At 44.9% G+C, this 24,314-nt stretch carries 21 protein-coding genes and 1 pseudogene; 16 read left to right on the top strand and 6 right to left on the bottom strand.

The genetic code is table 11. From position 1 onward, the window contains the following. Positions 1-137 precede the first annotated feature (137 nt). Positions 138-1,913 (bottom strand): sodium:solute symporter family protein, encoded by a 1,776-nt coding sequence (locus DYD54_RS02605; RefSeq protein ID WP_063513628.1) that lies wholly within the window; start codon positions 1,911-1,913, stop codon positions 138-140. A gap of 3 nt (positions 1,914-1,916) precedes the next feature. Further along, entirely contained in the window at positions 1,917-2,183 is a 267-nt protein-coding gene (locus tag DYD54_RS02600) for a DUF4212 domain-containing protein (RefSeq protein WP_063513627.1), read from the bottom strand. Positions 2,184-2,558: 375 nt separating this feature from the next. On the opposite strand from DYD54_RS02600, the gene DYD54_RS02595 reads away from it, so the two are divergent. The 8 genes from DYD54_RS02595 to prpF all read left to right on the top strand — a co-directional run bounded on the left by DYD54_RS02595 (position 2,559) and on the right by prpF (position 12,547). Further along, the gene (locus tag DYD54_RS02595; RefSeq protein WP_063514936.1) at positions 2,559-3,494 is read left to right on the top strand and encodes a LysR family transcriptional regulator; all 936 of its coding nucleotides are present in this window, start codon (positions 2,559-2,561) and stop codon (positions 3,492-3,494) included. A gap of 265 nt (positions 3,495-3,759) precedes the next feature. After that, positions 3,760-4,635, top strand: coding sequence for a methylisocitrate lyase (gene prpB / locus DYD54_RS02590; protein WP_063513626.1), 876 nt, complete (start codon positions 3,760-3,762; stop codon positions 4,633-4,635). 180 nt (positions 4,636-4,815) lie between these two features. Next, entirely contained in the window at positions 4,816-5,976 is a 1,161-nt protein-coding gene (prpC, locus tag DYD54_RS02585) for a bifunctional 2-methylcitrate synthase/citrate synthase (RefSeq protein WP_063513625.1), read from the top strand. Between the two features lie 74 nt (positions 5,977-6,050). Continuing rightward, positions 6,051-6,452, top strand: a complete 402-nt coding sequence (locus DYD54_RS02580) for a surface-adhesin E family protein (protein WP_063513624.1) — start codon at positions 6,051-6,053, stop codon at positions 6,450-6,452. A gap of 143 nt (positions 6,453-6,595) precedes the next feature. Further along, positions 6,596-9,175 carry a Fe/S-dependent 2-methylisocitrate dehydratase AcnD gene (acnD, locus tag DYD54_RS02575; protein ID WP_063513623.1) on the top strand — a complete coding sequence of 860 codons (2,580 nt, stop codon included), beginning with the start codon at positions 6,596-6,598 and terminating at the stop codon, positions 9,173-9,175. A 141-nt stretch (positions 9,176-9,316) separates the two neighbouring features. Continuing rightward, positions 9,317-10,711 carry an AAA family ATPase gene (locus DYD54_RS02570; protein ID WP_063513622.1) on the top strand — a complete coding sequence of 465 codons (1,395 nt, stop codon included), beginning with the start codon at positions 9,317-9,319 and terminating at the stop codon, positions 10,709-10,711. Then, positions 10,711-11,367: a hypothetical protein gene (locus DYD54_RS02565; protein ID WP_063513621.1), complete on the top strand. Its 657-nt coding sequence runs from the start codon at positions 10,711-10,713 to the stop codon at positions 11,365-11,367. Before DYD54_RS02570 ends, DYD54_RS02565 begins: the two co-directional genes overlap by 1 nt. Before the next feature lie 13 nt (positions 11,368-11,380). After that, entirely contained in the window at positions 11,381-12,547 is a 1,167-nt protein-coding gene (gene prpF / locus DYD54_RS02560; RefSeq protein WP_063513620.1) for a 2-methylaconitate cis-trans isomerase PrpF, read from the top strand. Positions 12,548-12,609: 62 nt separating this feature from the next. Here prpF and DYD54_RS02555 read toward each other — a convergent pair whose 3' ends face one another. Together DYD54_RS02555 and DYD54_RS02550 are read right to left on the bottom strand one after the other, a co-directional pair. Continuing rightward, positions 12,610-12,852, bottom strand: a complete 243-nt coding sequence (locus DYD54_RS02555) for a hypothetical protein (RefSeq protein ID WP_084260574.1) — start codon at positions 12,850-12,852, stop codon at positions 12,610-12,612. Then, entirely contained in the window at positions 12,849-13,394 is a 546-nt protein-coding gene (locus DYD54_RS02550) for a hypothetical protein (RefSeq protein WP_084260573.1), read from the bottom strand. The genes DYD54_RS02555 and DYD54_RS02550 overlap by 4 nt, the downstream gene beginning before the upstream one ends. 454 nt (positions 13,395-13,848) lie before the next feature. Here DYD54_RS02550 and DYD54_RS02545 point away from each other — a divergent pair, with 454 nt between their 5' ends. Continuing rightward, positions 13,849-16,239, top strand: a complete 2,391-nt coding sequence (locus DYD54_RS02545; RefSeq protein WP_063513619.1) for a penicillin-binding protein 1A — start codon at positions 13,849-13,851, stop codon at positions 16,237-16,239. 100 nt (positions 16,240-16,339) lie between these two features. Here DYD54_RS02545 and DYD54_RS02540 read toward each other — a convergent pair whose 3' ends face one another. Next, on the bottom strand, positions 16,340-17,170 hold the full coding sequence (locus DYD54_RS02540) for an NAD-dependent epimerase/dehydratase family protein (RefSeq protein ID WP_063513618.1): 831 nt from the start codon (positions 17,168-17,170) through the stop codon (positions 16,340-16,342). Between the two features lie 9 nt (positions 17,171-17,179). Beyond that, a complete protein-coding gene (locus DYD54_RS02535; protein ID WP_063513617.1) occupies positions 17,180-18,985 on the bottom strand; it encodes an Lnb N-terminal periplasmic domain-containing protein in 1,806 nt (601 codons plus the stop codon). A gap of 43 nt (positions 18,986-19,028) precedes the next feature. Between DYD54_RS02535 and ampD the strand changes: the two genes are divergently transcribed. The 7 genes and pseudogenes from ampD (at position 19,029) to DYD54_RS02505 (ending at position 24,286) form a co-directional block, all read left to right on the top strand. Further along, complete coding sequence (gene ampD, locus DYD54_RS02530) at positions 19,029-19,625, top strand: 1,6-anhydro-N-acetylmuramyl-L-alanine amidase AmpD (RefSeq protein ID WP_063513616.1); 597 nt, start codon at positions 19,029-19,031, stop codon at positions 19,623-19,625. A 62-nt stretch (positions 19,626-19,687) separates the two neighbouring features. Next, positions 19,688-21,238, top strand: a complete 1,551-nt coding sequence (gene murJ, locus DYD54_RS02525; protein WP_063513615.1) for a murein biosynthesis integral membrane protein MurJ — start codon at positions 19,688-19,690, stop codon at positions 21,236-21,238. A gap of 143 nt (positions 21,239-21,381) precedes the next feature. Further along, positions 21,382-21,891: a hypothetical protein gene (locus DYD54_RS02520; protein ID WP_063513614.1), complete on the top strand. Its 510-nt coding sequence runs from the start codon at positions 21,382-21,384 to the stop codon at positions 21,889-21,891. 305 nt (positions 21,892-22,196) lie between these two features. Next, positions 22,197-22,520 (top strand): ferredoxin FdxA, encoded by a 324-nt coding sequence (gene fdxA / locus DYD54_RS02515; RefSeq protein WP_046697428.1) that lies wholly within the window; start codon positions 22,197-22,199, stop codon positions 22,518-22,520. 160 nt (positions 22,521-22,680) lie between these two features. After that, a pseudogene (locus DYD54_RS11545) lies at positions 22,681-23,218 on the top strand (MFS transporter). An 11-nt stretch (positions 23,219-23,229) separates the two neighbouring features. Then, positions 23,230-23,982, top strand: a complete 753-nt coding sequence (locus DYD54_RS11540; RefSeq protein ID WP_218563634.1) for an MFS transporter — start codon at positions 23,230-23,232, stop codon at positions 23,980-23,982. A gap of 67 nt (positions 23,983-24,049) precedes the next feature. After that, positions 24,050-24,286 carry a hypothetical protein gene (locus DYD54_RS02505; RefSeq protein WP_063513613.1) on the top strand — a complete coding sequence of 79 codons (237 nt, stop codon included), beginning with the start codon at positions 24,050-24,052 and terminating at the stop codon, positions 24,284-24,286. Positions 24,287-24,314: the final 28 nt, after the last annotated feature.

Here is a 24,314-nt window from a genome sequence, read left to right as displayed (position 1 = left end):
ATCAGGCTAACTATATCATAAAGACATCGCATTTTATAGTTAAATTTCGCATTTCATTCATATAAATTTCTTTTATTATCAATTACTTAAAAATAAAAAATGCAGACACTAGGTCTGCATTTTTGTTAGATTGACGATTAGTGATCGATTGCTGCGCCTGCGCCCTTTGGATAGCGTACGCTTTCAACCAGATCTTGGATCTCTTGTGGTGGTGGCGCAGTCATGTAAGATACTGCAAATGCTACCACAAAGTTGATCAGAGCACCGATCGGACCGAAGCCTAGTGGGCTAATACCCATGATCCAGCCTGATGCGTCATCAGCAAGCATGTTCGTACCTGGGATGAAGAACCAGCCTTTGAACAAGAAGATGTACACACAAGTTACGATCAAGCCTGCAAGCATACCAGCTACCGCGCCTTTGTTGTTGATGCGTTTTGAGAAGATACCCATCATCAAGGCAGGGAACAGAGACGAACCTGCGATACCGAATGCCAGGGCGACTGTCTGTGCAGCGAAACCAGGAGGGTTCATGCCAAGCCAAGTTGCAATGGTGATCGCGACAATCATCGAAACACGAGCCGCTGTCAATTCACCTTTATCAGAGATCTCAGGTTTCAAGATTTTCTTGATCAAGTCATGCGAGATGGCTGATGAGATGGCCAGTAGCAAGCCTGCAGCGGTAGATAGTGCTGCCGCGATACCACCTGCAGCGATCAGACCAATAACCCAAGGTGGCAGGTTGGCAATCTCAGGGTTAGCTAAGACCATGATGTCATTGTTTACATCCAGTTCGTTGCCTTGTAGGCCTTTTTGAGCAGCGGCAGCGTTGAACGCTTCGTCTTTTGACTTGTCATTGTAGTAGTTGATCTTACCATCACCGTTTTTGTCTTCGAATTTTAGAAGGCCAGTTTGTTCCCAGTTCTTCATCCATTCTGGACGTGCTTCATAATCAATCGGTGCAGAAGTTGTGCCATTTGGATACACAGTCTCAACCAGGTTCATGCGAGACATCGTACCTACTGCAGGTGCTGCAGTGTATAGCAATGCGATGAATACCAGTGTCCAACCTGCTGATGAACGCGCATCAGATACCTTATTAACCGTGAAGAAGCGGATGATAACGTGAGGCAGACCTGCAGTACCAATCATTAGCGACAAGGTTAATAAGAACATGTTTAGCTTATCAGGAACATCAGCAGTATAAGCTGCAAACCCCAGATCAGTAATCAAGCTATCAAGCTTAGATAGCATGGTTGCGCCACTTTCTAGGTCAGTACCGAACAGGCCTAACTGCGGGATTGGGTTGCCAGTGATGTTCATTGAGATGAAGATTGCAGGAATGATATACGCAATCATCAATACCACATACTGAGCTACCTGAGTATAGGTAATGCCCTTCATGCCGCCAAGTACAGCATAGAACAGTACCACGACTGCTGCGATGATCAGACCTGTATTCTTATCAACTTCCAAAAAGCGAGAGAAAGCCACGCCTGCCCCTGTCATCTGCCCGATAACATAAGTGGTACATGCCAAAATCAAGCACACAACAGCGATCAGACGCGCACTCTTAGAGTAGAATCGATCGCCGATGAAGTCAGGCACGGTGAACTTACCGAACTTACGCAGATAAGGGGCTAGCAATAACGCCAGTAGCACGAAACCACCTGTCCAGCCCATTAGATAAGCAGAAGCAGCATAGCCACCCATGGCGATCATACCCGCCATCGAGATGAATGACGCCGCGCTCATCCAGTCAGCACCTGTAGCCATGCCGTTGACGACAGGGTGAACACCGCCGCCTGCAACGTAGAATTCTTTGGTCGAGCCTGCACGCGCCCAAATCGCGATACCGAAGTACAGCAGGAACGATGCGCCAACAAAAATTAGGTTAATTGCAAATTGACTCATGGCTTACTCCTCCTCTACACCGTATTCTTTATCAAGGCGATTCATGCGCCAAGCATAGAAGAAAATGAGTGCGACAAAGGTAAGAATAGCGCCTTGCTGACCAAAAAATAGTCCAAGGTCTGTACCCATGAAAGTGATGCCCATTAATGCAGGGCGAAGAAGAACGGCGAAACCGAGCGAGCAAACTGCCCACACGATCAAACAACCAATAATAATACGAACGTTGGCTTTCCAGTAGCCAGAGACGTCTTTATCTGTACCATGTAACATGGCGACCTCCTTGTAAATTGCATAAGCAATTTTAAAATACTTCCTTAATAAAATCCTTTTAAGGTTATTACCACTGAATAACACAAAACCCTAAAAAGGTACCGCACTTAAATTTCATTAAGAAAGCAGACCACAATAATAGCTAACTCACTGACAGCCAAAGCTTCGGTGAGTCAGATTCCTATTCAACTTAGCTAGTGTTTTCGCATAATAGCACAATTTTTTGTCATTTCAAGCATTTTTTGGCATAAATTTCAGAAAATTTTTAACCTTTATGAAACATTTTAACAATCCAAACCCTAAAATCGGCATAAATTCCTTTTTTGGGCAAATTATGCTAGGCTAGCATCAGTCTTTTTATCGCCGATGCTCATCATGAATCTTACGCAACTAAACGCTTTTATTCATGTTGCCAATACGGGCAGCATGAGCCAATCCGCCAAGGATTTAGGGCTATCTCAGCCCACCCTATCGCGGCACATCGCACAACTAGAGCAGCTGCTTGATCAGGTGCTGATCGACCGCTATCGTCGCCCGATGATATTGACTCCCGCTGGGGAATTCTTCTATCTGCACGCCCAAAAGAGCGTGGGCGAATTAAATGAGCTGATTGCCCTCACTCAAAACTTCGGTAAATCAAGCAATACCTTAACCATCGGCTTTGTGGCGTCGATACTCTACGGGCTGCTGCCAGAGATCATCAGCAAATTAAAATCCACCCTGTCAAGCCTTGATATTAAGCTCATCGAGGTCAGTTCTAACGATCAGATTAACGCCCTAAAATCAGGCGAGATAGATGTCGGCTTTGGGCGATTCTTATTGCAAGATGACTTTGTTAAGCAGATATTTCTGCGACATGAGCCTTGGGCGGTCGCCCTACCCATTCAGCATAGGTTTGCCAATAGTAGTAGCATCTCTTTAAGAGAACTCATTGATGAGACACTAATTTTATACCACCGTAAGCCGATGATACTTGGCTCGGGCGAACACAGCGACCCCCTGCTTCATCTGTTCTATGAACGCAATCTAACCCCGCTACACATTAACAAAGCGCGTGACATTCAAATCGCGCTTGGCTTGGTATCAGCTGGCGAAGGCGTCACTTTAGTACCAAAAAGCTTGACCACCGTGCGCACCGAACAGATTCAATACCTGTCCTTATCCCCTGATAATATCACCTCGCCCATCTACCTAAATACCCTAACCGACACCACTAACCCGAACTTAAAAGCCCTTCTGCAAGCGACTTATGCCGTGTATCATGATCGACAAATAGAATACACGCCTGCTGACAGTATTGATAAATTGTAACAAATTATGTCAAAAATCCCATTAAACGCGTGCATCATGCGCTTAATTCATGCAAAATCTCAATAAAAGTAAGCGATTATTATGTAAAAAATGGCTTTTATTATGCAATAATTTAATAATGATAATATTTATAATAAATTAATGTAGATAATTTAATTAAAATAAGTAAAGACAGTGCGTAAAATTATCGCTATACTAAATCCAGATTCAATTTTTTAACTCACAGCCAGTTTACTTTTGTTTTACTGTTTTAAGGACAATCGCCATGAGTCACCCATCTGCAGGCTTGCGTTTTCGCCAAGCCGTCAAAGAATCCAATCCCCTAGCCGTTGTCGGCTGTGTTAATGCTTATTTTGCTCGCCTTGCGACTGCAAGCGGTTTTAAGGCAATTTATCTGTCTGGTGGCGGTGTTGCTGCCTGCGCTAATGGCATCCCCGATCTTGGTATTACCACCATGGAAGATGTGCTGATAGACGCAAGACGCATCACGGATAACGTTGATACTCCCCTACTTGTCGATATTGATGTTGGTTGGGGCGGTACATTTAACATCGCTCGCACCATTCGTAACTTTGAACGCGCTGGTGTAGCAGCCGTGCATATTGAAGATCAGGTCGCCCAAAAGCGCTGCGGACATCGCCCAAATAAAGCCATCGTCAGCAAGGACGAGATGGTCGACAGAATCAAGGCCGCTGTCGATGCACGTGTTGATGAGAATTTTGTCATCATGGCTCGCACCGATGCCTTGGCTGTCGAAGGTCTAGAATCCGCCATTGAACTAGCGGTCGCTTGCGTGGAAGCTGGCGCGGACATGATCTTCCCTGAAGCGATTACGGACTTGGGCATGTATAAGGAATTTAGCCAAGCGGTTGGCGTGCCTGTGCTGGCGAACATCACCGAATTTGGCGCAACGCCACTTTATACCCAAGAAGAGCTTGCCGATCATGGCGTATCGCTCGTACTCTACCCACTCTCATCATTCCGCGCTGCCAGTAAAGCTGCGTTGAATGTCTATCAATCCATCATGGCTGACGGTACACAGGCGAATGTCGTCGATACCATGCAAACCCGCGCTGAGCTTTATGAGTTCTTGGGGTATCATGATTTTGAACAAAAATTAGACGCATTATTTCAAAAATAATCCATCACCGAAAGCCTGCCCGCACCCTGGAGTATAGGGCAGTACGAGCAGGCTTTCATATAAATTCAGCCTAGGCGCGCGATCAATTCGCCAACCCAAGGTGATATTAACAAAATATTCATCGCCCGAATTTTTAAATTATCAAAAATTCTAGCCAACCTGTCGAACAAGGAGTTTATCATGACAGACAATACCCTACCTCAAACCCCCACCTTTAAACCCAAAAAATCAGTCGCTCTATCAGGCGTGCCAGCAGGCAACACCGCCCTATGTACGGTCGGTCGGTCGGGCAATGATTTGAGCTATCGGGGCTATAACATTCTTGACCTTGCCAAGCATTGCGAATTTGAAGAAGTCGCCCACCTACTTATTCATGGTCATCTGCCCAACAAATTTGAGCTTATCGCCTACAAACAAAAACTCAAATCGCTTCGTGGTCTGCCCATTCGTGTCATTGAAGTCTTAGAAAGCTTGCCTGCTCACACACACCCGATGGATGTGATGCGTACAGGCGTATCCATGTTGGGCTGCGTCCACCCTGAGCGTGAAAGTCAGCCTGCATCAGAAGCCAAAGACATCGCCGATAAACTCATTGCTTCTCTTGGCTCCATGCTCCTATATTGGTATCAATACAGCCATAACGGTAAGCGTATCAGTGTGGAGAGCGAAGAAGACTCCATCGGTGGGCATTTCTTGCACCTACTGCACGGCAAGCGTCCATCAGACAGCCACGTCAAAGCCATGCACATCAGCCTAATCCTGTATGCCGAGCATGAGTTTAATGCGTCCACCTTTACCAGCCGTGTCATTGCTGGTACGGGCTCGGACATCTATTCGTGCATCACAGGCTCTATCGGAGCATTAAAAGGTCCTAAGCACGGCGGTGCTAACGAAGTAGCTTATGACATCCAAAAACGCTATCGCAATGCTGATGATGCCGAAGCGGATATTCGTGAGCGTATCGCCAAAAAAGAGATTATCATCGGCTTTGGACACCCTGTCTATACCATCTCTGACCCCCGTAATGTGGTGATTAAACAAGTCGCCAAAGACCTATCGGCAGAGACGGGCGATATGCGTTTGTTTGACATTGCTGAGCGTCTTGAAACCTTAATGTGGGACGAGAAAAAAATGTTCCCTAACCTAGACTGGTTCTCTGCCGTGTCTTATCAAAAAATGGGCGTACCAACAGCAATGTTTACCCCACTGTTTGTGCTGGCTCGCACCGCAGGCTGGGCGGCTCATATCTTAGAACAGCGAGCAGATGGTAAAATCATTCGCCCAAGTGCCAATTATACAGGCCCTGAGAATTTGGCGTTTGTACCGATGAATGAGCGGTAATTAAATAAAACAGGGGCATATTTTTAATTGGGAAAATGTGCCTTTGTTTTTAAGTTTTTTAATGAGGTATTTTTATGAATTTTCACAAAAAAATTGTCTTAATTTTATTCTTATTCCCTAATTTTGCCTTTTCTCAAAATTGGATGCAATTACCAGCAGAATATCCAGATGAAAAAGCAATTTATATTGATACAGACAATATTAAAAAGAGCAATCTAAATCAAGTAATTTATAATTTAAAAAGGGATTACAATAGCCCACAACAATTTGATGAACATCAGCAATACCATTCTCAAATTTTAACCATTAAAGTAAATTGCAAAACTAAAAAAATTGCCGTTTTGCAAGTAAACTTCTACGATAAAAATAATTTAGTCATTTACCAAAATCAAACCAAAAAAGCAGTATGGCAAGACATTGGCAAAGAACCCGCCATCAATACACGCTTTAATTTTGTTTGCAATTATGGCAAATAGCTGTAGGTTGAGTTGGCAATAGCGTAACCCAACTTTAATACGATATTTAATTTGTTGGGTTTCGCAGGCTCAACCCAACCTACGCCCCATTTTAACCCACAACCCCCAAAATTTTTCACAGCCAAAGAAAAGGGAACTTAGCAATGAAAAACTACCGCAAACCCTTAGCCGATACTGCATTAGACTACTTTGATATAGAACAGGCAATTAACGACATTCGCCCCAATGCTTATGAACGCTTGCCCTACACCGCCAAAGTACTTGCCGAACAGCTGGTGCGAAATTGCAATGATGACCCAAAACTCTCCGAGTATTTAGCACAGCTTACCGACAACAAACAAGAACTTGATTTTCCTTGGTATCCTGCACGGGTGGTGTGCCACGACATTTTGGGACAGACCGCCCTTGTGGATTTGGCGGGGCTTCGTGATGCGATTGCCAAAGCAGGGGGCGACCCATCAAAGGTCAATCCTGTGGTACAAACTCAGCTCATCGTGGACCATTCTTTGGCGGTGGAACACGGAGGCGATGACCCTGACGCCTTTGCCAAGAATCGTACCATTGAAGACCGCCGTAATGACGACCGTTTTGACTTTATCAACTGGACAAAAACCGCCTTTCTTAATGTCGATGTTATCCCTGCGGGCAACGGCATTATGCACCAAATCAACCTTGAAAAAATGTCGCCTGTGGTGCAAGCAAAAGACAGCGTCGCTTTCCCTGATACTTGTGTGGGAACAGACAGCCATACGCCACATACCGATGCTTTGGGCGTGATTTCTGTGGGCGTAGGCGGACTTGAAGCCGAATGCGTCATGCTAGGACAACCCTCAATGATGCGTACCCCTGACATCATCGGTGTGCATTTAACAGGTAAACGCGGGGCGGGGATTACGGCAACTGATATTGTATTGTCTTTGACCAAGTTTTTGCGAGAGCAAAAAGTCGTTGGTGCATTCTTGGAATTTTTTGGCGAAGGGGCAAATTCGCTTAGTGTGGGCGACCGCGCCACCATTTCTAATATGACCCCTGAATATGGGGCAACGGCGGCGATGTTTTATATTGACCAAAATACCTTAGATTATCTGATCCTAACAGGGCGAGAAAACGAGCAAGTAAAATTGGTGGAAACTTACGCCAAAACCGTTGGGCTGTGGGCGGATAAAATGGTAAACGCCCAGTATCCACGAGTGTTAGAGTTTGATTTATCACAGGTTACTCGCACCATCGCAGGACCTTCCAATCCGCACGCCAAAGTTGCCACCAGCGAACTAAAAGAGAGAGGCATTGCAGGGGTAGTAGAAAATCACACAGACCGACTAATGCCTGATGGTGCAGTGATTATTGCTGCCATCACCAGTTGTACCAATACCTCAAACCCAAAAAATACCGTTGCAGCAGGACTTTTGGCAAAAAAAGCCAATGAACTTGGTCTAACTCGTAAGCCGTGGGTCAAATCGTCTTTTGCCCCCGGCTCAAAAGTTGCCAAGCTCTACCTAGAAGAAGCAGGGCTACTGCCCGAACTTGAAAAATTAGGCTTTGGCATTGTTGCCTATGCTTGCACGACTTGTAATGGAATGAGTGGGGCTTTGCGACCAGAAATTGAACAAGAAATCGTGGAGCGAGACCTATACGCCACGGCGGTGCTGTCTGGTAATCGTAATTTTGATGGACGCATTCACCCACAAGCAAAACAGGCATTTTTGGCAAGTCCGCCACTGGTTGTGGCGTATGCGATTGCTGGGACGATTCGCTTTGACATTGAAAATGATGTCTTGGGCTTCTATAACGACAAGCCGATTTACCTAAAAGACATTTATCCATCAGATGATGAAATTGACAAGATTGTCGCCAAGTGCGTAAAACCAGAGCAATTTAAAGAAATCTACATTCCAATGTTTGATTTGGATAAATCTGACAAGGCAAGCAATCCTTTATATGATTGGCGTGAAAAGTCCACCTATATCCGCCGTCCACCCTATTGGGAGGGAGCATTGGCAAAAGAATGTGAACTTAAAAACTTACGACCGCTTGCCATTTTGCCTGATAATATTACCACCGACCATTTATCGCCCTCTAATGCCATTGTCAAAAATTCAGCCGCAGGCGAGTACCTTGCCAAAATGGGCGTGCCAGAGGAAGATTTTAACTCTTATGCCACACACCGAGGCGACCATTTGACCGCACAAAGAGCAACTTTGGCAAATCCAAAACTCTTTAATGAAATGGTCAAAAACGCTGACGGCACGGTCAAACAAGGCTCACTGGCACGAGTTGAACCAGATGGCACGGTGATGAGAATGTGGGAGGCGATTGAGACCTATATGAACCGCTCACAGCCTCTCATCATCATTGCAGGGGCGGATTATGGACAAGGGTCAAGTCGGGACTGGGCGGCAAAGGGCGTGCGTTTGGCTGGCGTGGAAGTGATTGTCGCAGAAGGCTTTGAACGCATTCACCGCACCAATTTGGTGGGAATGGGCGTGTTACCACTGCAATTTATAAACGGTCAAAATCGCCATACCCTTAAATTAGATGGTACAGAAATTTATGCGGTACAAGGAGAAATCTCGGCTCGCTGTACTTTAGATTTAATCATTGAACGCAAAAATGGCGATATTGAAAAAGTGCCTGTCTTATGTCGCCTTGATAGTGATAGCGATGTGAGAACTTATAAGGCGGGGGGTGTGCTTAGGGAGTTTGCGAGTAAGTTTTTAGCATAAAATCATCAAAATTTGCATAAAAAACTTGATTTTTTACAATATTTTGATAATATGGAATGCTAAAATATCTATAACTTTAAAAAGCCTTTAAATCATTGAAGTGAATAAAGGCTTTTTATGCCATAAGAGACCAAGTTCCGTATGATAAGTAAAGAAATCCATTTTCAAAATTTCGGTAAAGTTAAAGACGCTCACATTCGTATGCGTCCCTTTACAATGATTACTGGACACAACTCTAGTGGTAAAAGTTTTATCACGAGGGCTTTGTACAGCGTTTTTTATACCTTAAATCAAGATTTAATGGCTAAATTTCTTGTACAAAACATTGATTTTATCATAAAGACTATTGATAAAATTGGTCATAATTTAATAAGAATCACCCAAAAAGATGCTGAGTTATTGGTTGACTTGGAGCAAGATTTTTTTGCCTTAAAGAGATATATAGGAGAAAAATTTGAATCTGTAAGCATCTTTCAAGAAAGGGATATTCTACGCAGTTTTCAGCCACAAATACAAGAATTAATTCAAAAAGTTAATGAATTAAAAAGCTCTTTACAGACAGGTAAAGGCACTAAATTCCAGTCTGTTCAAGAATACCTTGATGAATTAGACTATAATCTTTCTCAGTTAAATCTATCCACTGAATCTTGGGACAGATTTTATGCTGATGAATTGGATAGAGAACTAAGGCTGTCTTTTTTAGGTAATTTTCAAGTTAATTCTCTATCCAAATTAAAGTTTCTTTCCAATGAAAGCAATATTTCTATTGACGAAAGCGTAATTTCTATTAGAAATGATGATTTGATGTGGGAATTAGAGCATTCAATAATATCAGATTTACAAGCATTTCATAATGTTGTTTATTTGGAATCTCCAATATATTTAAAATTGAGAAATACCTTACAAGAGTCAAGATTTCAAAATTTAGGATTCAGCAGAAGGAATGTTTTAAATCAAGTGCCGAAGTATTTTTATGATACAGACAAAATGCTTTCAAATGATTACATTACTGAAAAAATTCCTGATAAAATCATTAGTATTATTCAAAAAATAGATAATGGAATTAATGGTCAATTATCTATAGATAGCAGGAATAACATTGTATTTTATGATTCTGAGTATCCAGATATGGAAATTCCATTTAACCTAGTATCATCAGGTATTTCCAATTTGGGTATTGTTGCACTTTTATTAAAAAAGAATATTTTAACAAAAGGCAGTTTTTTATTCATTGATGAACCAGAGTTAAACTTACATACTGAATGGCAACATTTAATGCTTGAAATTTTGGTGGATTTGAGTTTAGCTGGCGTAAATGTTATGGTGGCAAGCCATAGCCTTGATATGGTTTTACGCCTACAAAATATTGTGGAAAACTATGAAGACCAAGATTCTATTGAAAAGTTATTTGCCCTAAACCGCTTGGCAAAAAATGGTACAACCTTTGAGTCAAAAGGTATTATGCAAGATATTAGAGAGGCTAAGGCGGACTTAGGTAAACCTTATGTTGATTTATTAAAACAAAGGTTGCCGTAATGAGTAAATTAAAATCTTGGAATGACTTTCTAGAACCTATGGAACACGAGATTAAAGATTGTTCCATAGTTTTGGGTGTTGGTGCTTGTCGTGTTGATGATTGCAAGGGAAAATTTGACGGTATTAGAACCCATTGCAACATCCGAAATCCTGAAAGCAACCAAAAAGTTAAAACTTGTGATTATTTCTATATTCCAAATGAAAAAACTCTATTTTTATGCGTGGAATTTTCCGATTTATTAGCCCAGAAAAATACAAGAGATGACTCTATTGATAAAATAAAGAGTTTAGATATTATTCGCTCTGAGAAAAAGAGTATTATTAAAAAATTAGATAGTGTATCCCTCATATCAGACGAAATGGCAGATAAAATAGTTAACACAGACTTTATTTTAAGGAAATTATATTCTAGGAAGTATAGTGAATTTATTTGTGATATTCCAAATGAAAATTACTCTAAACATTTTTTGATTGTTTATTATCTACCCAATTCTGATGAAATAGATAGAGCAAGAATGTCTGATTCTCAAAATGATACTTTTCATAATGAAGAAGAAAGACTAAACTCAAAACTAGCTACTCATTTATTTGCTTATATTAATAATAAAATTCATTGGTTGGAAATACGCACTTTTCAGGAAGTTTATTGCAATTAAAGGAATAATCAAAATGCAAACCCCAATCCCAGCCACTTATATGCGTGGTGGCACATCAAAAGGCACATTTTTTAAACTCTCCGATTTGCCCGCATCTTGCCAAGTGGCAGGGCAAGCACGAGACAATTTTTTGCTCCGTGTGGTCGGCAGTCCAGACCCCTACGGCAAGCAGATTGACGGACTGGGCAATGGCTCATCAAGCACTTCCAAAGTCGTCATCATCTCGCCAGCAACGGACGGCACGCACGATGTCAATTATCTGTTTGGGCAGGTGGCGATTGATAAGGCGATGATCGACTGGTCGGGCAACTGTGGCAATCTGACAGCGGCGGTGGGGGCATTTGCCATTACCAATGGCTTGGTGCAGGCAGATAAAATCCCCGATAACGGCATTTGTACGGTCAAGATTTATCAGCAAAATATCGGCAAAACCATCATCGCCTATGTACCTATTGAGAATGGTCAAGTAGTAGAAACAGGCGATTTTGAGCTTGATGGGGTAACTTTTCCAGCCAGTGAAATTAAAATTGAATTTATAGACCCTGTGGACGAGGGCGGAGAGATGCTCCCCACAGGCAATTTAAAGGACACTTTGTCCGTGCCTGATGTGGGCGAGTTTGAAGTTACGATGATTAACGCAGGCATTCCCACGATATTTTTGCACGCAAGCGATTTGGGCTTTACAGGCACAGAAATGCAAGCGGACATCAATTCAAACAGCGAAATCCTAGACAAATTAGAAAAAATCCGTGCTCTCGGAGCAGTCAAAATGGGCTTGATTGATGATGTGGAACAAGCCCAAAGCCGTCAGCACACACCCAAAATCGCTTGGGTTGCACCGCCCACCGACTATGTCGCATCAAGTGGCAAAACGGTTAAAGCCGATGACATAAACCTGTTGGTGCGTGCGATGAGTATGGGACAGCTGCATCACGCTATGATGGGAACGGCAAGCGTGGCAATCGGTACGGCAGGGACGATTGTGGGGACGATTGTTAATGAGGTGGCAGGTGGCAAGGCATTGACAGAAGTCTGTTTTGGACACCCGTCAGGCACGCTCACGGTGGGTGGACAATCCGAATGCGTGGGTGGTAAATGGGTTGCTCGTAAAGTGTCTATGAGTCGCAGTGCAAGACGACTGATGGTGGGGCAAGTGTTTGTGCCTGAGGATAGTTTTTAACGCCCTACTCTCTCATATCATAAACAAACCCCTGCATGATACAGGGGTTTGTTTATGCTTAATTAAAATCCGCGCGCTTTAGGTGTTGCGGTGTAGAAAATCTGGAACGCGCTGTTCGCACCTGTTGTGACTTTTTTGGCGTCGATGGTCGCTGTCGCCACAAAGTCAATACCGTCACCAGCATTCTCTCCTGATGCGAAGTTTGGTAGCGTCAGAGAGCGGATGGTGACTTTTTTATCATTAACTGCCACGTCTGGCTTGGTAAGCTTCTGACCGTGATCTTTAAAGACTGTCCCTTCTGTCAATGGTGCATAAAATCATCATAAATAATGTCCAGATCCAACAATACAGCAGCATCTAGCGCCGCTTTGCCGTTCACGACAGGAATGCCAATCAAAGCCTTGCTGCCGCGATGCACCATGTTGTTATCGATGATTCTGCCATCTTGTAGAGTGCGCGCTTCGGCGGCGATGGATGTAGTGCGATTCATAACCATAATCTTATAACCAGCAACTACCTTATCTGCCTTACCATCAAAAATATCCGCCACCAATTCAGGTGCATCACCCTTCGCATTCACAAGCAGGCACGCTGATGTCTCGCGGATCGGATAGATGGCATCGTCAATCTGCATCTCGCGCTCGTTGGCATACTTTGAATGCGTGCTGTCAATGCCGCTGTGAACGACAGTAACAGGCTTGACGGCTGTGATGTCTGCTGCTTTTACATTATTGCAGCCTGTCATCACTAATGCTGCGGTCATCGCTGTCGCCAAACCAGCCAACTTCATAGAGTTCTTCATGGATTCGTCCTTTTGTTGAGTGCTGGTTTTATGACGCCCTGTCATGATACATGGCTAGATTGCGTCAAGGGTGTGACGATTTGTTAAGATTATATATCAAATAATAACTATTATCAAAATCAATTGTAAAAGTTTAACCCTTTTTATTGCATTCATCACAGACAAACGCCACTGATTGTTCTTGCGATTCTGCTCACGGCGAAATTGATTAAAGATAAGATTTTAATTATTATGAAGAATCCCGATACAGCCAGCTGATTTATTTACCTTCCTAATGGCATTTTAGATTCATGGTTCGCCCAAGATATTTTAAATAATTATATAAAAATCAGTTATTTATATTAAATTTTACTTAGTATAATTTTGGTAACATACGAACACAATGCTGGCATTTTTGTGATAACGTGGTAAAATGGTAAATTACATGAAGAACGTGCCTACCAGTTAGGACAAGCTATCGTAGGACAAGCTATCGCACCCAAACCATATAAAGAATGCTATGACCGAAACCACCCAAAACAAGACCGTAAGCGCCTCGATACTATCTGTGATCCTGCGCTGTTTGGTTGCCATTATTGCCTTATTATTGATTTTGGTGCTCGCCTTTCCGATTGGATTTTATGGTATGGCGATGTATCTTGAGCCGACCCTACCTGACGTCAAGAACATCGATAATAACAAATTTGAGATGCCGCTGCAGATTTATACCGCAGACAATCAGCTCATCGGTCAGTACGGCAACCGCTTTGCCATTCCCGTAACTTATGATCAGATTCCCAAAAAAATGATCGGCGCATTCTTATCAGCAGAAGATTCTAGTTTTTTTGAGCATAGTGGCATCAGCGTTAAAGGCATCGGTCGCGCCATGACCGAGATCGTAACCAATGACGACATCCAAACTGGTGGCTCAACCATTACCATGCAGGTTGCCAAGAACTACTTTTTGAGCTCTGAGCGCACACTTGATCGTAAGCTTACCGAGATGTTCATCGCCCGCAAAATCGAAAAAGAAATGACCAAGGATGAAATCTTAACACTATACGTGAACAAGATTTATCTGGGCGAAGGTGCTTATGGTATCGCGGCGGCGGCGCGTCGTTATTTTAGTAAGACGCTAGATAAGCTTACCGTGGCTGAGATGGCGATGATTGCAGGTCTACCAAAAGCCCCTTCTGCCTACAACCCTGTCGTAAATCCTGAGCGTGCCCTAACCCGACGTAACTGGATCATCGGTCGCCTGCTAAAAGAAGGTCACATCAGTCAAGCTGAGCATGACGAAGCGATCAATGCACCGATCGGGCTTAATATCTACCAAGAAAAGCTCGACATGAACATGCCATATCTGGCAGAGATGGCACGAAGCACCTTGGTTGACAAATACGGCGAGCAAGTCATTGACAGCGGTTGGCGCGTACAATTAACCGTCCATAGTAGAGAGCAGATCGCTGCTGAGAATGCCCTAATATCAGGCCTAAAAAGCTATACTGCGCGCCACGGCTGGCGCGGCGTGGAAGCCGAATCTGGCGACCTAAGCAAGCTCAAGAACTACGATAACATGTATCCTGCCGAAGTTACCAAGGTTAATACCAGTAGCTTTGAAGCAAAATTACAATCAGGCGACACCATCACCATTCCTTGGTCGGGCATGAGCTGGGCGCGTCGCTATTACAGCGAAAACCGCGTGGGTGGCGGGTTTAGTAACGCTCATCAGATAGTAAAAGTTGGCAACATCGTTCGCGTCTCACCACTCAACGAACAAAAAACCGCTTGGCGCATGGTGCAAGTACCCTCTGTTCAAGGTGCGTTGGTGTCGGTTCATCCTGACAATGGCGCGATTCGCGCGCTTGTGGGTGGTTTTAACTTTAACCACAGTAAATTCAACCGCGCCACTCAAGGCTATCGTCAGCCAGGCTCCATCATCAAGCCACTCATCTATGCGGCCGCACTGGAGTCGGGTAAATACACCCCGGACAGTCTCGTCTCTGATGCCGCGATTCGTGTGGGAGGATGGCAGCCGAAGAACGCTGACGGCAGATACACAGGCGACATGACTGTCCGCCGTGCTCTGGCGCTGTCGCGTAACACACCTTCAATTCGCCTACTACGCTCAACAGGCATTGACAATGCGCGCCAAACTCTAGATATGTTTGGACTAGAGAAAGAACGCCTACCTGCAACACTTGCACTCGCTCTGGGCGCTGCTGATGCCACACCACTACAGATGGCGATAGGCTTTGCTGCCTTGATTAACGGCGGCTACCGCGTTCAACCTTATTTTATTGAACGTATTTATGACTTTAATAATCAGGCGATTTTCCAAGCCAATCCTGTACAGGCGTGCGCGCTTTGCTTTAATGAAGATCTGAGTAAATTAAACGAAAATCTTGCCAAATCATACGCTGAACAAACAGACACCAAAACTGATGAATCAAAATCAAACGCTAAGCAAGACACTCCAGCTGACAGCACTCTAAATGCGACCGCAGAGCATGACCGCCTAAAACCTGCCGCGCCTGCCAGCTATGTCAGCGCCGCACAGGCACCGCGTGTCATCAGCCAAAAGACCTCTCATGCGATGGCAGGCATGCTACGTGAAGTCATCACAAGCGGTACAGCGCGTAAGGCATTGGCACTTGGTCGTTCGGATGTAGGCGGTAAGACAGGTACGACCAACCAAGCCAAAGATGCTTGGTTCGCAGGCGTGCATCCTACCAGCGCGACCATTGTTTGGGTGGGCTTTGATAACCCTGCACCGCTGGGCGCCAAAGAATACGGTGGCGTGGCTGCGTTGCCGATTTGGGTGAATTTTAGCCGTCATCAGCTGCGTGGCACACCTGTGAGATGGGTATCTGCTGAAGACCGCTCCAAAGTTGTCAAATCAGAGCAGTAAGTCATCAGCATCACCGATGACAACCAAACCCAAAAACCTGCCGCGAATTAACCCAATAAAAAAGAGATGAATCACTTCATCTCTTTTTGTTTTTAACATATTAATCTTCTAGTATCCACGCATAGCCTGCTTTATAATCAGGAAACGTCAGCCAATCTCTAGGCACATTGGATAAGATGCGTTTGCCCGTTGTTGGAGCGTCGATGACGGCTGGCGGAGCAATATCAAGCGCTTGGCAAATAAACACCATCACATACAAGCTACTCACAGGCAAAAGGTCTGTCACAAGATACATGCTCTTCGGTGCGTCACATGTCATGATGCGCGCCAGTATCGCCATCAGATCGATATCCATGATTCGATTTGTGTAATGCTCGCTTGGCGCACCATTAACGTGAGCCTTTTTGGCAAGCTCAATCATGCGCCGCCTTGATTTGCCATAGATGCCACTGGGGCGTACGATGACTGATTTATCAACATAGGCGTTCTTTATTACTCGCTCAGCATCATATAACACCTGCGCGGTGGACGAAGCCGGCTTGGCTGGTGAGTACTCATCGACCCACTCTCCTGCGTTCTCGCCATAGACAGACGTGGATGACACGAATAGCACCTGTTGAATGCTGTGCAGTCTATCGGCGATATTAGCAAGCGCCTGACAAATCTGAAGATAACTCTCACGATACGCCTTTAGCCTGTCGGATATCTCTCGATCAGGTGCGATGATAATGGCAATGTGCGTCACCTGATTAAGGTCATCAATCACCCGATCAATCCTACGCGCATCCATCTGTAGATGCCTGACACTATCACACGGATAAGACTTGGCAGTACGCGACATGGTGACGACTGACTCACCCTGTCTGGCAAGCTGGTTCGCTAGCGCATACCCAATGGCGCCCTGACCGATGATTAGGAATTGATTCGCCATGCCTTCATCCTAAAAATAGCGGAAAAACTCAAGGCGAGCCGAATGATCGGTTTGGCTGTGATTTTTTTGGGCGGCTGCTTTTAGTCTTAATGCATGATGACGATCAAAGTCATATTGCGCGCCTAAGCTAATCTCGGGCTGCACATATCCCGATCTTGCTGCGCTGTCTTTATGATACCAATATGGCACACTCAGCTCGCCCATCACCCTAAGATTATCCGCCGCGTGATGGATACAACCTGCTGTTGCACGTACGCCAACGCGATAGCCTTGATTGATGTGACCAAGCTGCGCGCCACCACCGCCCAGAAGATAGCACACCGTATCCGCCATGTCGCCCGTGCCAACTGCCCCGTGACCGATCGTCCATGCCTTGCCTTTTTGGGTGTGCGCATCTAGCACCAGATGAGTGCTGCTATTCGCACTAGAAGCATCTGTCGTACGGCGCAGTCCTAGATATATTTGACTTGCCAGGGCTTTCTTGTCGGTGTTACCATCGGGATAAGCTTTAGCGGTATTGGCAGGATTAAGACTTGTCATCTCAAAGATGGTAAGCTCATGCAGTTTGATTTTATCGTCTTGATAACTCACATCGATAGACGGTAATGTCAGCTGATGGAATTTACGCACGCCAGCCGGATTGTCCAGCGCATCTTGGTAGGCGGTGCGCAAACTAATGTGATAAGCCATTTCATCATCTCGAAACTCATCATAAGAGACTGCTGCACCAATGCGATGACTTGGGCTTGCCTTGGTGGGATTGTTGTTATTAGTCTGTATATTGCCCAGATCAAAATCATCGCCATTATTGATGATGGCTTGTCGCTTGGTGGAATTTGATGCTTGGTAACGCACACGCTCAACCAAACCCTCCTCGCTGAGTAGCTGCGCCACCTTAGCAGGCGTCGTCACCATGCCAAGCTTACCAAACAGCGTCTCATCAGCGCGTACCACATCAACAAGGCGCGCGATCTCGGTAGCACAGTTATCATGCGTCAGATAATACGGACGCTTTAAATCTCTCACCTCCCAGATGTGGCGCATGATTTGATCAACTTCAAGATCGCTTAGATTCAGGCGGTATTCCCACAGGTCGCGTTCGTCTTTAACCAGATAATCATGGGCTTTGACTTGATACGGAAGGATCTCCATCACGCCTTGATATTTACCGATGATTGGCTTGATCGCTGCTGCTAATGCACCATCTGAACTGTCACTTGCCACCGTGTAGTTCATTGCTGTGGCGTGCACGCCCGCCTCATCATCAGCGCGACCATCGATGCGCATGAAAGCATGAGCAAATGCCGAACCGATGTTATTGCCATGCTCTTCGGAGAACACTAACGATAACGCCATCGCATTAATGTCATTCACCCACGCGTGAAAATCAGCACATTTAACATCTGACACCGACACATTAACACCAAGCGCATCAAGCTCATCGCCCAGCCAGCGCGTGCGTGCAGGGAAGCGGCACATCGCCTCATCATCACCGCGTGCCATGGCAGACAGCATCGCGACAAGTTCATCTTTTGGGCTTGATCTGCCTGACTTGGATAAGAAAAACTCATCGTCCGTGATGAGACTGCTGTCTTTTTTTGGGTTTTTTGGTGCATCGGAGAACATGAGCAGTCTGCGCCACAGCACATGCTCTGACAACTGTACTACTTGCTCGTCACTCAATCCATAAGGCAAGGCGTGTTTATTGACTTCCACCGTCTCAGCGATAGGATCAGCTTTGGCATGCACGGCGGTCGCGCCAAGCGTTGCCACAGCGATAGTTAATAAATGATGAGTAAATCGTTTTGCATTCATGATAATTTTGTTAGAATAAACCAATTTGTTTTAGTATATCATCATCATGAATAATTTCACCATAAAAAACGGCATATTAAGCGGTGCAGAATTTATCAGCTCGCCCAATTTTAACGCACGCCCCATTAAGAACGACCAGCCCGAAGTTAGCGGCATCGTCATTCATAACATCAGCCTACCACCCAGTGAATTTGGCAAAACTGACAAGAATGGCATGCATTTTGTCAAAGCTTTTTTTCAAAATCAGCTAAACCCCGATGATCACGACTATTTTAAGAGTATTCACACTCTACAAGTCTCAGCACATCTGTTCATCGAGCGCGATGGTGCGGTGACGCAATTCGTGAATTTCAATGATCGGGCATGGCATGCAGGGCAATCAAGCTACCTTGGACGAGCCAACTGTAATGACTTTACCATCGGCATCGAATTAGAAGGCGATGATTTCTCACCTTTTACCGATATTCAATACGAAGTGCTTGCCAAGATCATCGCAGCGATTCATGTAGCTTACCCTGCTACTTGCAGACACATCATGGGACACAGTGATATTGCACCCGTTCGTAAGACCGACCCAGGTAATTTTTTTGAATGGTCACGGCTTAGACAGATGATTGATGAACAGCCAATATCTTCATAAATTTTCCACACTAAGCACACTCAAATTCTTTATAATACGCATTTTTTATTCTGTGAATCATCATGGCAAAATCTCGTCTGTTCCGCTCTACTTTTATCGTCAGCTCCATGACAATGCTGTCGCGCATCTTAGGATTGGTGCGCGACATGGTATTGATGGGGGTGTTTGGCGCAGGCGGATTGATGGATGCGTTCTTGGTGGCGTTCAAGATTCCTAATTTCTTACGTCGTCTGTTCGCCGAAGGTGCATTCTCTCAGGCCTTTGTTCCCGTCTTATCTGAATATAAAGAAAAACGCACTCTAAATGAAGTACAGATTCTCATCAGCAGAGTCTCTGGCGTATTAAGCTTAATCTTATTGGTGCTGACGGTAGCGGTGATTGCGCTTGCGCCTTTTGTGGTGCAGATTTTCGCCCCTGGTTTTATGAATAATCCCACCAAGTTTGATGCAGCGACTGACTTACTGCGCTTAACCTTTCCTTATCTGCTGTTCATCTCAATGACGGCGTTTTTTGGTAGCATCTTACAAAGCTACGGACGATTCGCCGCACCTGCTTTTGCGCCTGTGCTGTTGAATGTAAGCATGATTATAGGGGCTTTATTATTCGCACCGATGTTCGATAAGCCCATCATGGCATTAGGCTATGCGGTTGCCATCAGTGGCATCTTGCAGCTTGTCATTCAACTGCCCGAGCTTTATCGCCAAAAACTACTGCCTGCGCCCAAAGTTGATTTTAAGCACGAAGGCGTAAAACGCATCTTAAAACTCATGCTACCTGCCATCTTTGGTGTGTCCGTCACTCAGATTAACCTACTGCTAAACACCGTGTTCGCCTCGCTGATGATTGGCGGTTCAGTCTCTTGGCTGTATGCCGCTGAGCGATTGAGCGAGCTGCCGCTTGGACTAATCGGTGTGGCGATTGGAACCGTGATTCTGCCAAGTCTCTCATCAAGCCGTGCCAAGGCGGATGATGCCACCTTCAAAAAAACCCTCGACTGGGCGGCGCGTCTTATCATCCTGGTCGGACTGCCCGCATCCGTAGCGATGTTCATGTTGTCTGATGTACTGATGAATGCGCTGTTCGTACGCGGTGAATTTAGCCAGCACGACGCCTTGATGAGCGGCATCGCCCTAAAAAGCATGGCAGGGGGTATCTTAGGATTCATGCTAATCAAGATCTTCGCGCCTGCTTTCTTTGCTGGTCAAGATACCAAAACTCCGGTCAAGATCGGTATCGTAGCTGTCTTTGCCAACATGATCTTTAGCGTGATATTCATCGGGCTGTTTTATCTGTTCAAATTGCCCTTACATGGCGGTCTTGCACTTGCCACAACAGCAGCGAGCTTCGTTAACGCTGGACTTTTGTATTACTTTTTGCATAAGCACGGCGTCTGGCGCTTTGGCAGTCATTGGCGCAAGATGGGTGCACAGTTTGGCATATCGAGCCTTGCCATGGCGATCGCTCTATATCTCATCCTGCCCTACTATCCAGCCGACGGTGCGCAGTGGCTACGTGTGCTGGTATTACTTGGCATCTGCGCACTTGGCGCGGCAGCCTATGGCGCGGTACTGCTCGGTACAGGCTTTCGCCCAAGACAGCTAAAACACGGCTAGATACTGATTGATTTTTGTACAAAATGTCTAAATTGTTTACAACTTCGTTACATACTTTGGCAGATAACTTGTTATAATTAAAGTCATACTAGATTTAAAAGGCATTTTTAAATCTAGCAAAACCTAACAACAAGGATACTATTATGAGCCTAGCCAAACCTATCAGTCAGCCTACCGCCAAAGACTTCGACCCAACAATCAACCTGGAAAAGGTTCGCGCTGAATGCCAAGAACTTGCCAAATCTCGCGCCAAAATCTCAGCCGGCGTGGCCATCATTCCTGTGCCGTTTTTAGATGTGGCGATTGATGTGGGTATGCTATCAAAGCTACTACCAGAGATTACCAAAAAATTCGGCCTAGAAGAGCCAACCGACCCGCACAGTACCGCCAGTGAGGCAGCGCGCAGACAGACTATCCAAGATCGCATCCTAGCCATCGGCGGACTGGTGGCGACTCGTGGCGTGGTCAACAAAACAATTCAAGGCTTTGGTGGTCGCCTCATCGGCAAACAAGTTGCCAAATATGTGCCTTTGGGCGGACAGATGGTGGCAGCCAGCATCGGCTACATGATTTTCAAAAAAATCGCCTTCGATCATATCGAGCAATGCTACCAAGTGGCCAAAGAAGCTCAATTAAAAGGTCATCAAGTCTAATTAACACACTGAAAAAAGACCGTCATCTGCACGGTCTTTTTGCGCATGGTGCAACTCCTTTAAGCCAAAATCAACATGAAATCTTATAATTTTTAGAATGATTTTTGGTTATATTGTAATGAATAATAACCCTTATCATCCGAAAGTGTCTTTTGCGGATTTTAATGGTAGTTTTTCGATTTTGGCATAATAAAATATGATGTTTTATTTGAGAAAATCAGCCAAACAGGCTAAAATATATGCCACTAATTTGCAAGTGCATGATTCTTGCCCACCTACCAGCCATTTTTAGCCAAGGTAATCCCATGACTTTTGTTGTAACCGATAACTGCGTCCTATGCAAATACACAGACTGCGTGGAAGTCTGCCCTGTTGACTGCTTCTACGAAGGTCCAAATTTTCTAGTCATCAATCCTGATGAGTGCATCGACTGCGCGCTTTGTGAGCCAGAATGCCCTGCCAACGCTATTTTCTCCGAAGATGAGATTCCCGCTGGTCAAGAAGAGTACCTCGCCATTAACGAAGAGTTGTCTCAAGTATGGGCGAACATTACCGAGAAAAAAGACCCATTGCCAGAACACGAAAAATGGGACGGTGTGCCAGGTAAGATTCAATACCTAGAACGCTAATTCTGATCGTATTCACAATCAAGCTCGCTTCCGCGGGCTTTTTTGTTGGCATTTATGGGTCATCATAATGAATATAAATCATCTTAAGATGAGAATATTGATATTTATTCATCAAGACTTTTGAGCATAATATGCCATCTTGTTAGATTTATTAGATATCATGACGCACACTCAGCATACCTCAAACCTAGCCCACGCCATTAACCACACGCCCATGAGTGCCTACCAGTGGCTCATCGTTGCCTTAGCCGTTATCTTAAATATGCTAGACGGCTTTGACGTGCTGGCGATTGCCTTTACCGCCAAAAACATTCAGACCGAGCTTGGGCTAACGGGTGCGGAAATCGGCACGCTCATGAGTGCCGGCTTTATCGGCATGGCGATTGGCTCTATGGGACTTGCCCCTTTGGCAGATAAATTTGACAGATGTCCACTACTTATCATCGCAACCGCCCTATCGGCGGTGGGTGTGCTGATGACGTATTTTTCGCACAGTGTGGAGACTATTGGCTTTTGGCGTGTGATAACAGGGCGGTATTTTGCCATGCACCAACGTCATCGTGAGCGAATACGCCAGCCAAAAATGGCGTGGGCTTGCCATTGCTATTTATGCGTGTGGTTTTGGGGTGGGTGCAATGCTTGGCGGATTGTCGGCGGTCATGCTCCAGGATGAGTTTGGCTTTCGCTCGGTATTTTGACAGGGGCGGTGTTGACGGGGCTGGCACTCGTGGCACTCATCGCCCTATTGCCCGAATCGGTAGATTTCTTAAACCAAAAACAACCTGCCAACGCCCTTACCAAACTCACCAACATCGCCCACAAAATCGGCAAACAAGGCAACTGGCAACTGCCCGCCCAAACCCAATCTACCAAACCCAAAGCCCCTATTAGCCAGCTCTTTGCCAAAGGTCAATTAAAGACCACTCTACTCATTTGGGCAGCGTTCATTGCCGTGATGTCGTCTTTTTATTTTATCAGCTCGTGGACGCCTGCCCTGCTAGAATCATCAGGGCTTGCCAAAGAACAAAGCCAAAAGGTCGGTATGGCAATCAGCATTGGCGGTACGATAGGCTCGCCCATCTTTGGCTTTTTGGTGAGTAAATTTGCCCCAAAATCCACACTCATGGCATTTTTCGTGCTGTCGTCCCTTGTCATTATCGGCTTTGTGTTTAGTCTCACCTTGACGCTCGCCCTTGTTTTTGCCATTTTGGTCGGTAGCCTTGTCAATGGCTGTATCACGGGGCTATACACCATTAACCCCACGCTGTACGCCCCTGAATTTAGAAGTACAGGGGTCGGCACGGCAATCGGCGTGGGACGGATTGGTTCTATCGTCTCGCCCATTTTGGCAGGCAAGCTCTTGGATATGGGCATTGGCAAAGATGATTTGTATCTGGGGGCAAGTGGGTTTATTTTTCTTGCGGTGGTGGCGCTTTATTTTTTAAAGCCGAATGAGCGTTGATTTTTATCTTATTAAATACGAATATATGATATAATCCAGTATTGATTTTACGGAGATACATAAGTTTATGAATAATGAAGAAAATGAGTATTTCAATTTTATTGTTATAGGTTCTGATGAGAATTTTGTGATTGAAAATAATGAAATATCATTATGGATATCAAGATTCTTGGAACATACTATCGATGAAATCAAAGAGTTATTTAATGGCAACTATAAAGAAATTATAAATCGCCTTGCATATATACCTATGAAGGCAATGACTCAAAAGTATATCTTGCTAAAATTGACAAATTTAATGTAAAAGCTAGAAACGTAATATTATCTTTTAA

This window comes from Moraxella ovis (assembly GCF_900453105.1).
GTDB classification, from domain to species: domain Bacteria; phylum Pseudomonadota; class Gammaproteobacteria; order Pseudomonadales; family Moraxellaceae; genus Moraxella; species Moraxella ovis.
Note: the sequence above shows the minus strand (reverse complement) of the source record. Positions and strands in the feature narration are given on the sequence as shown.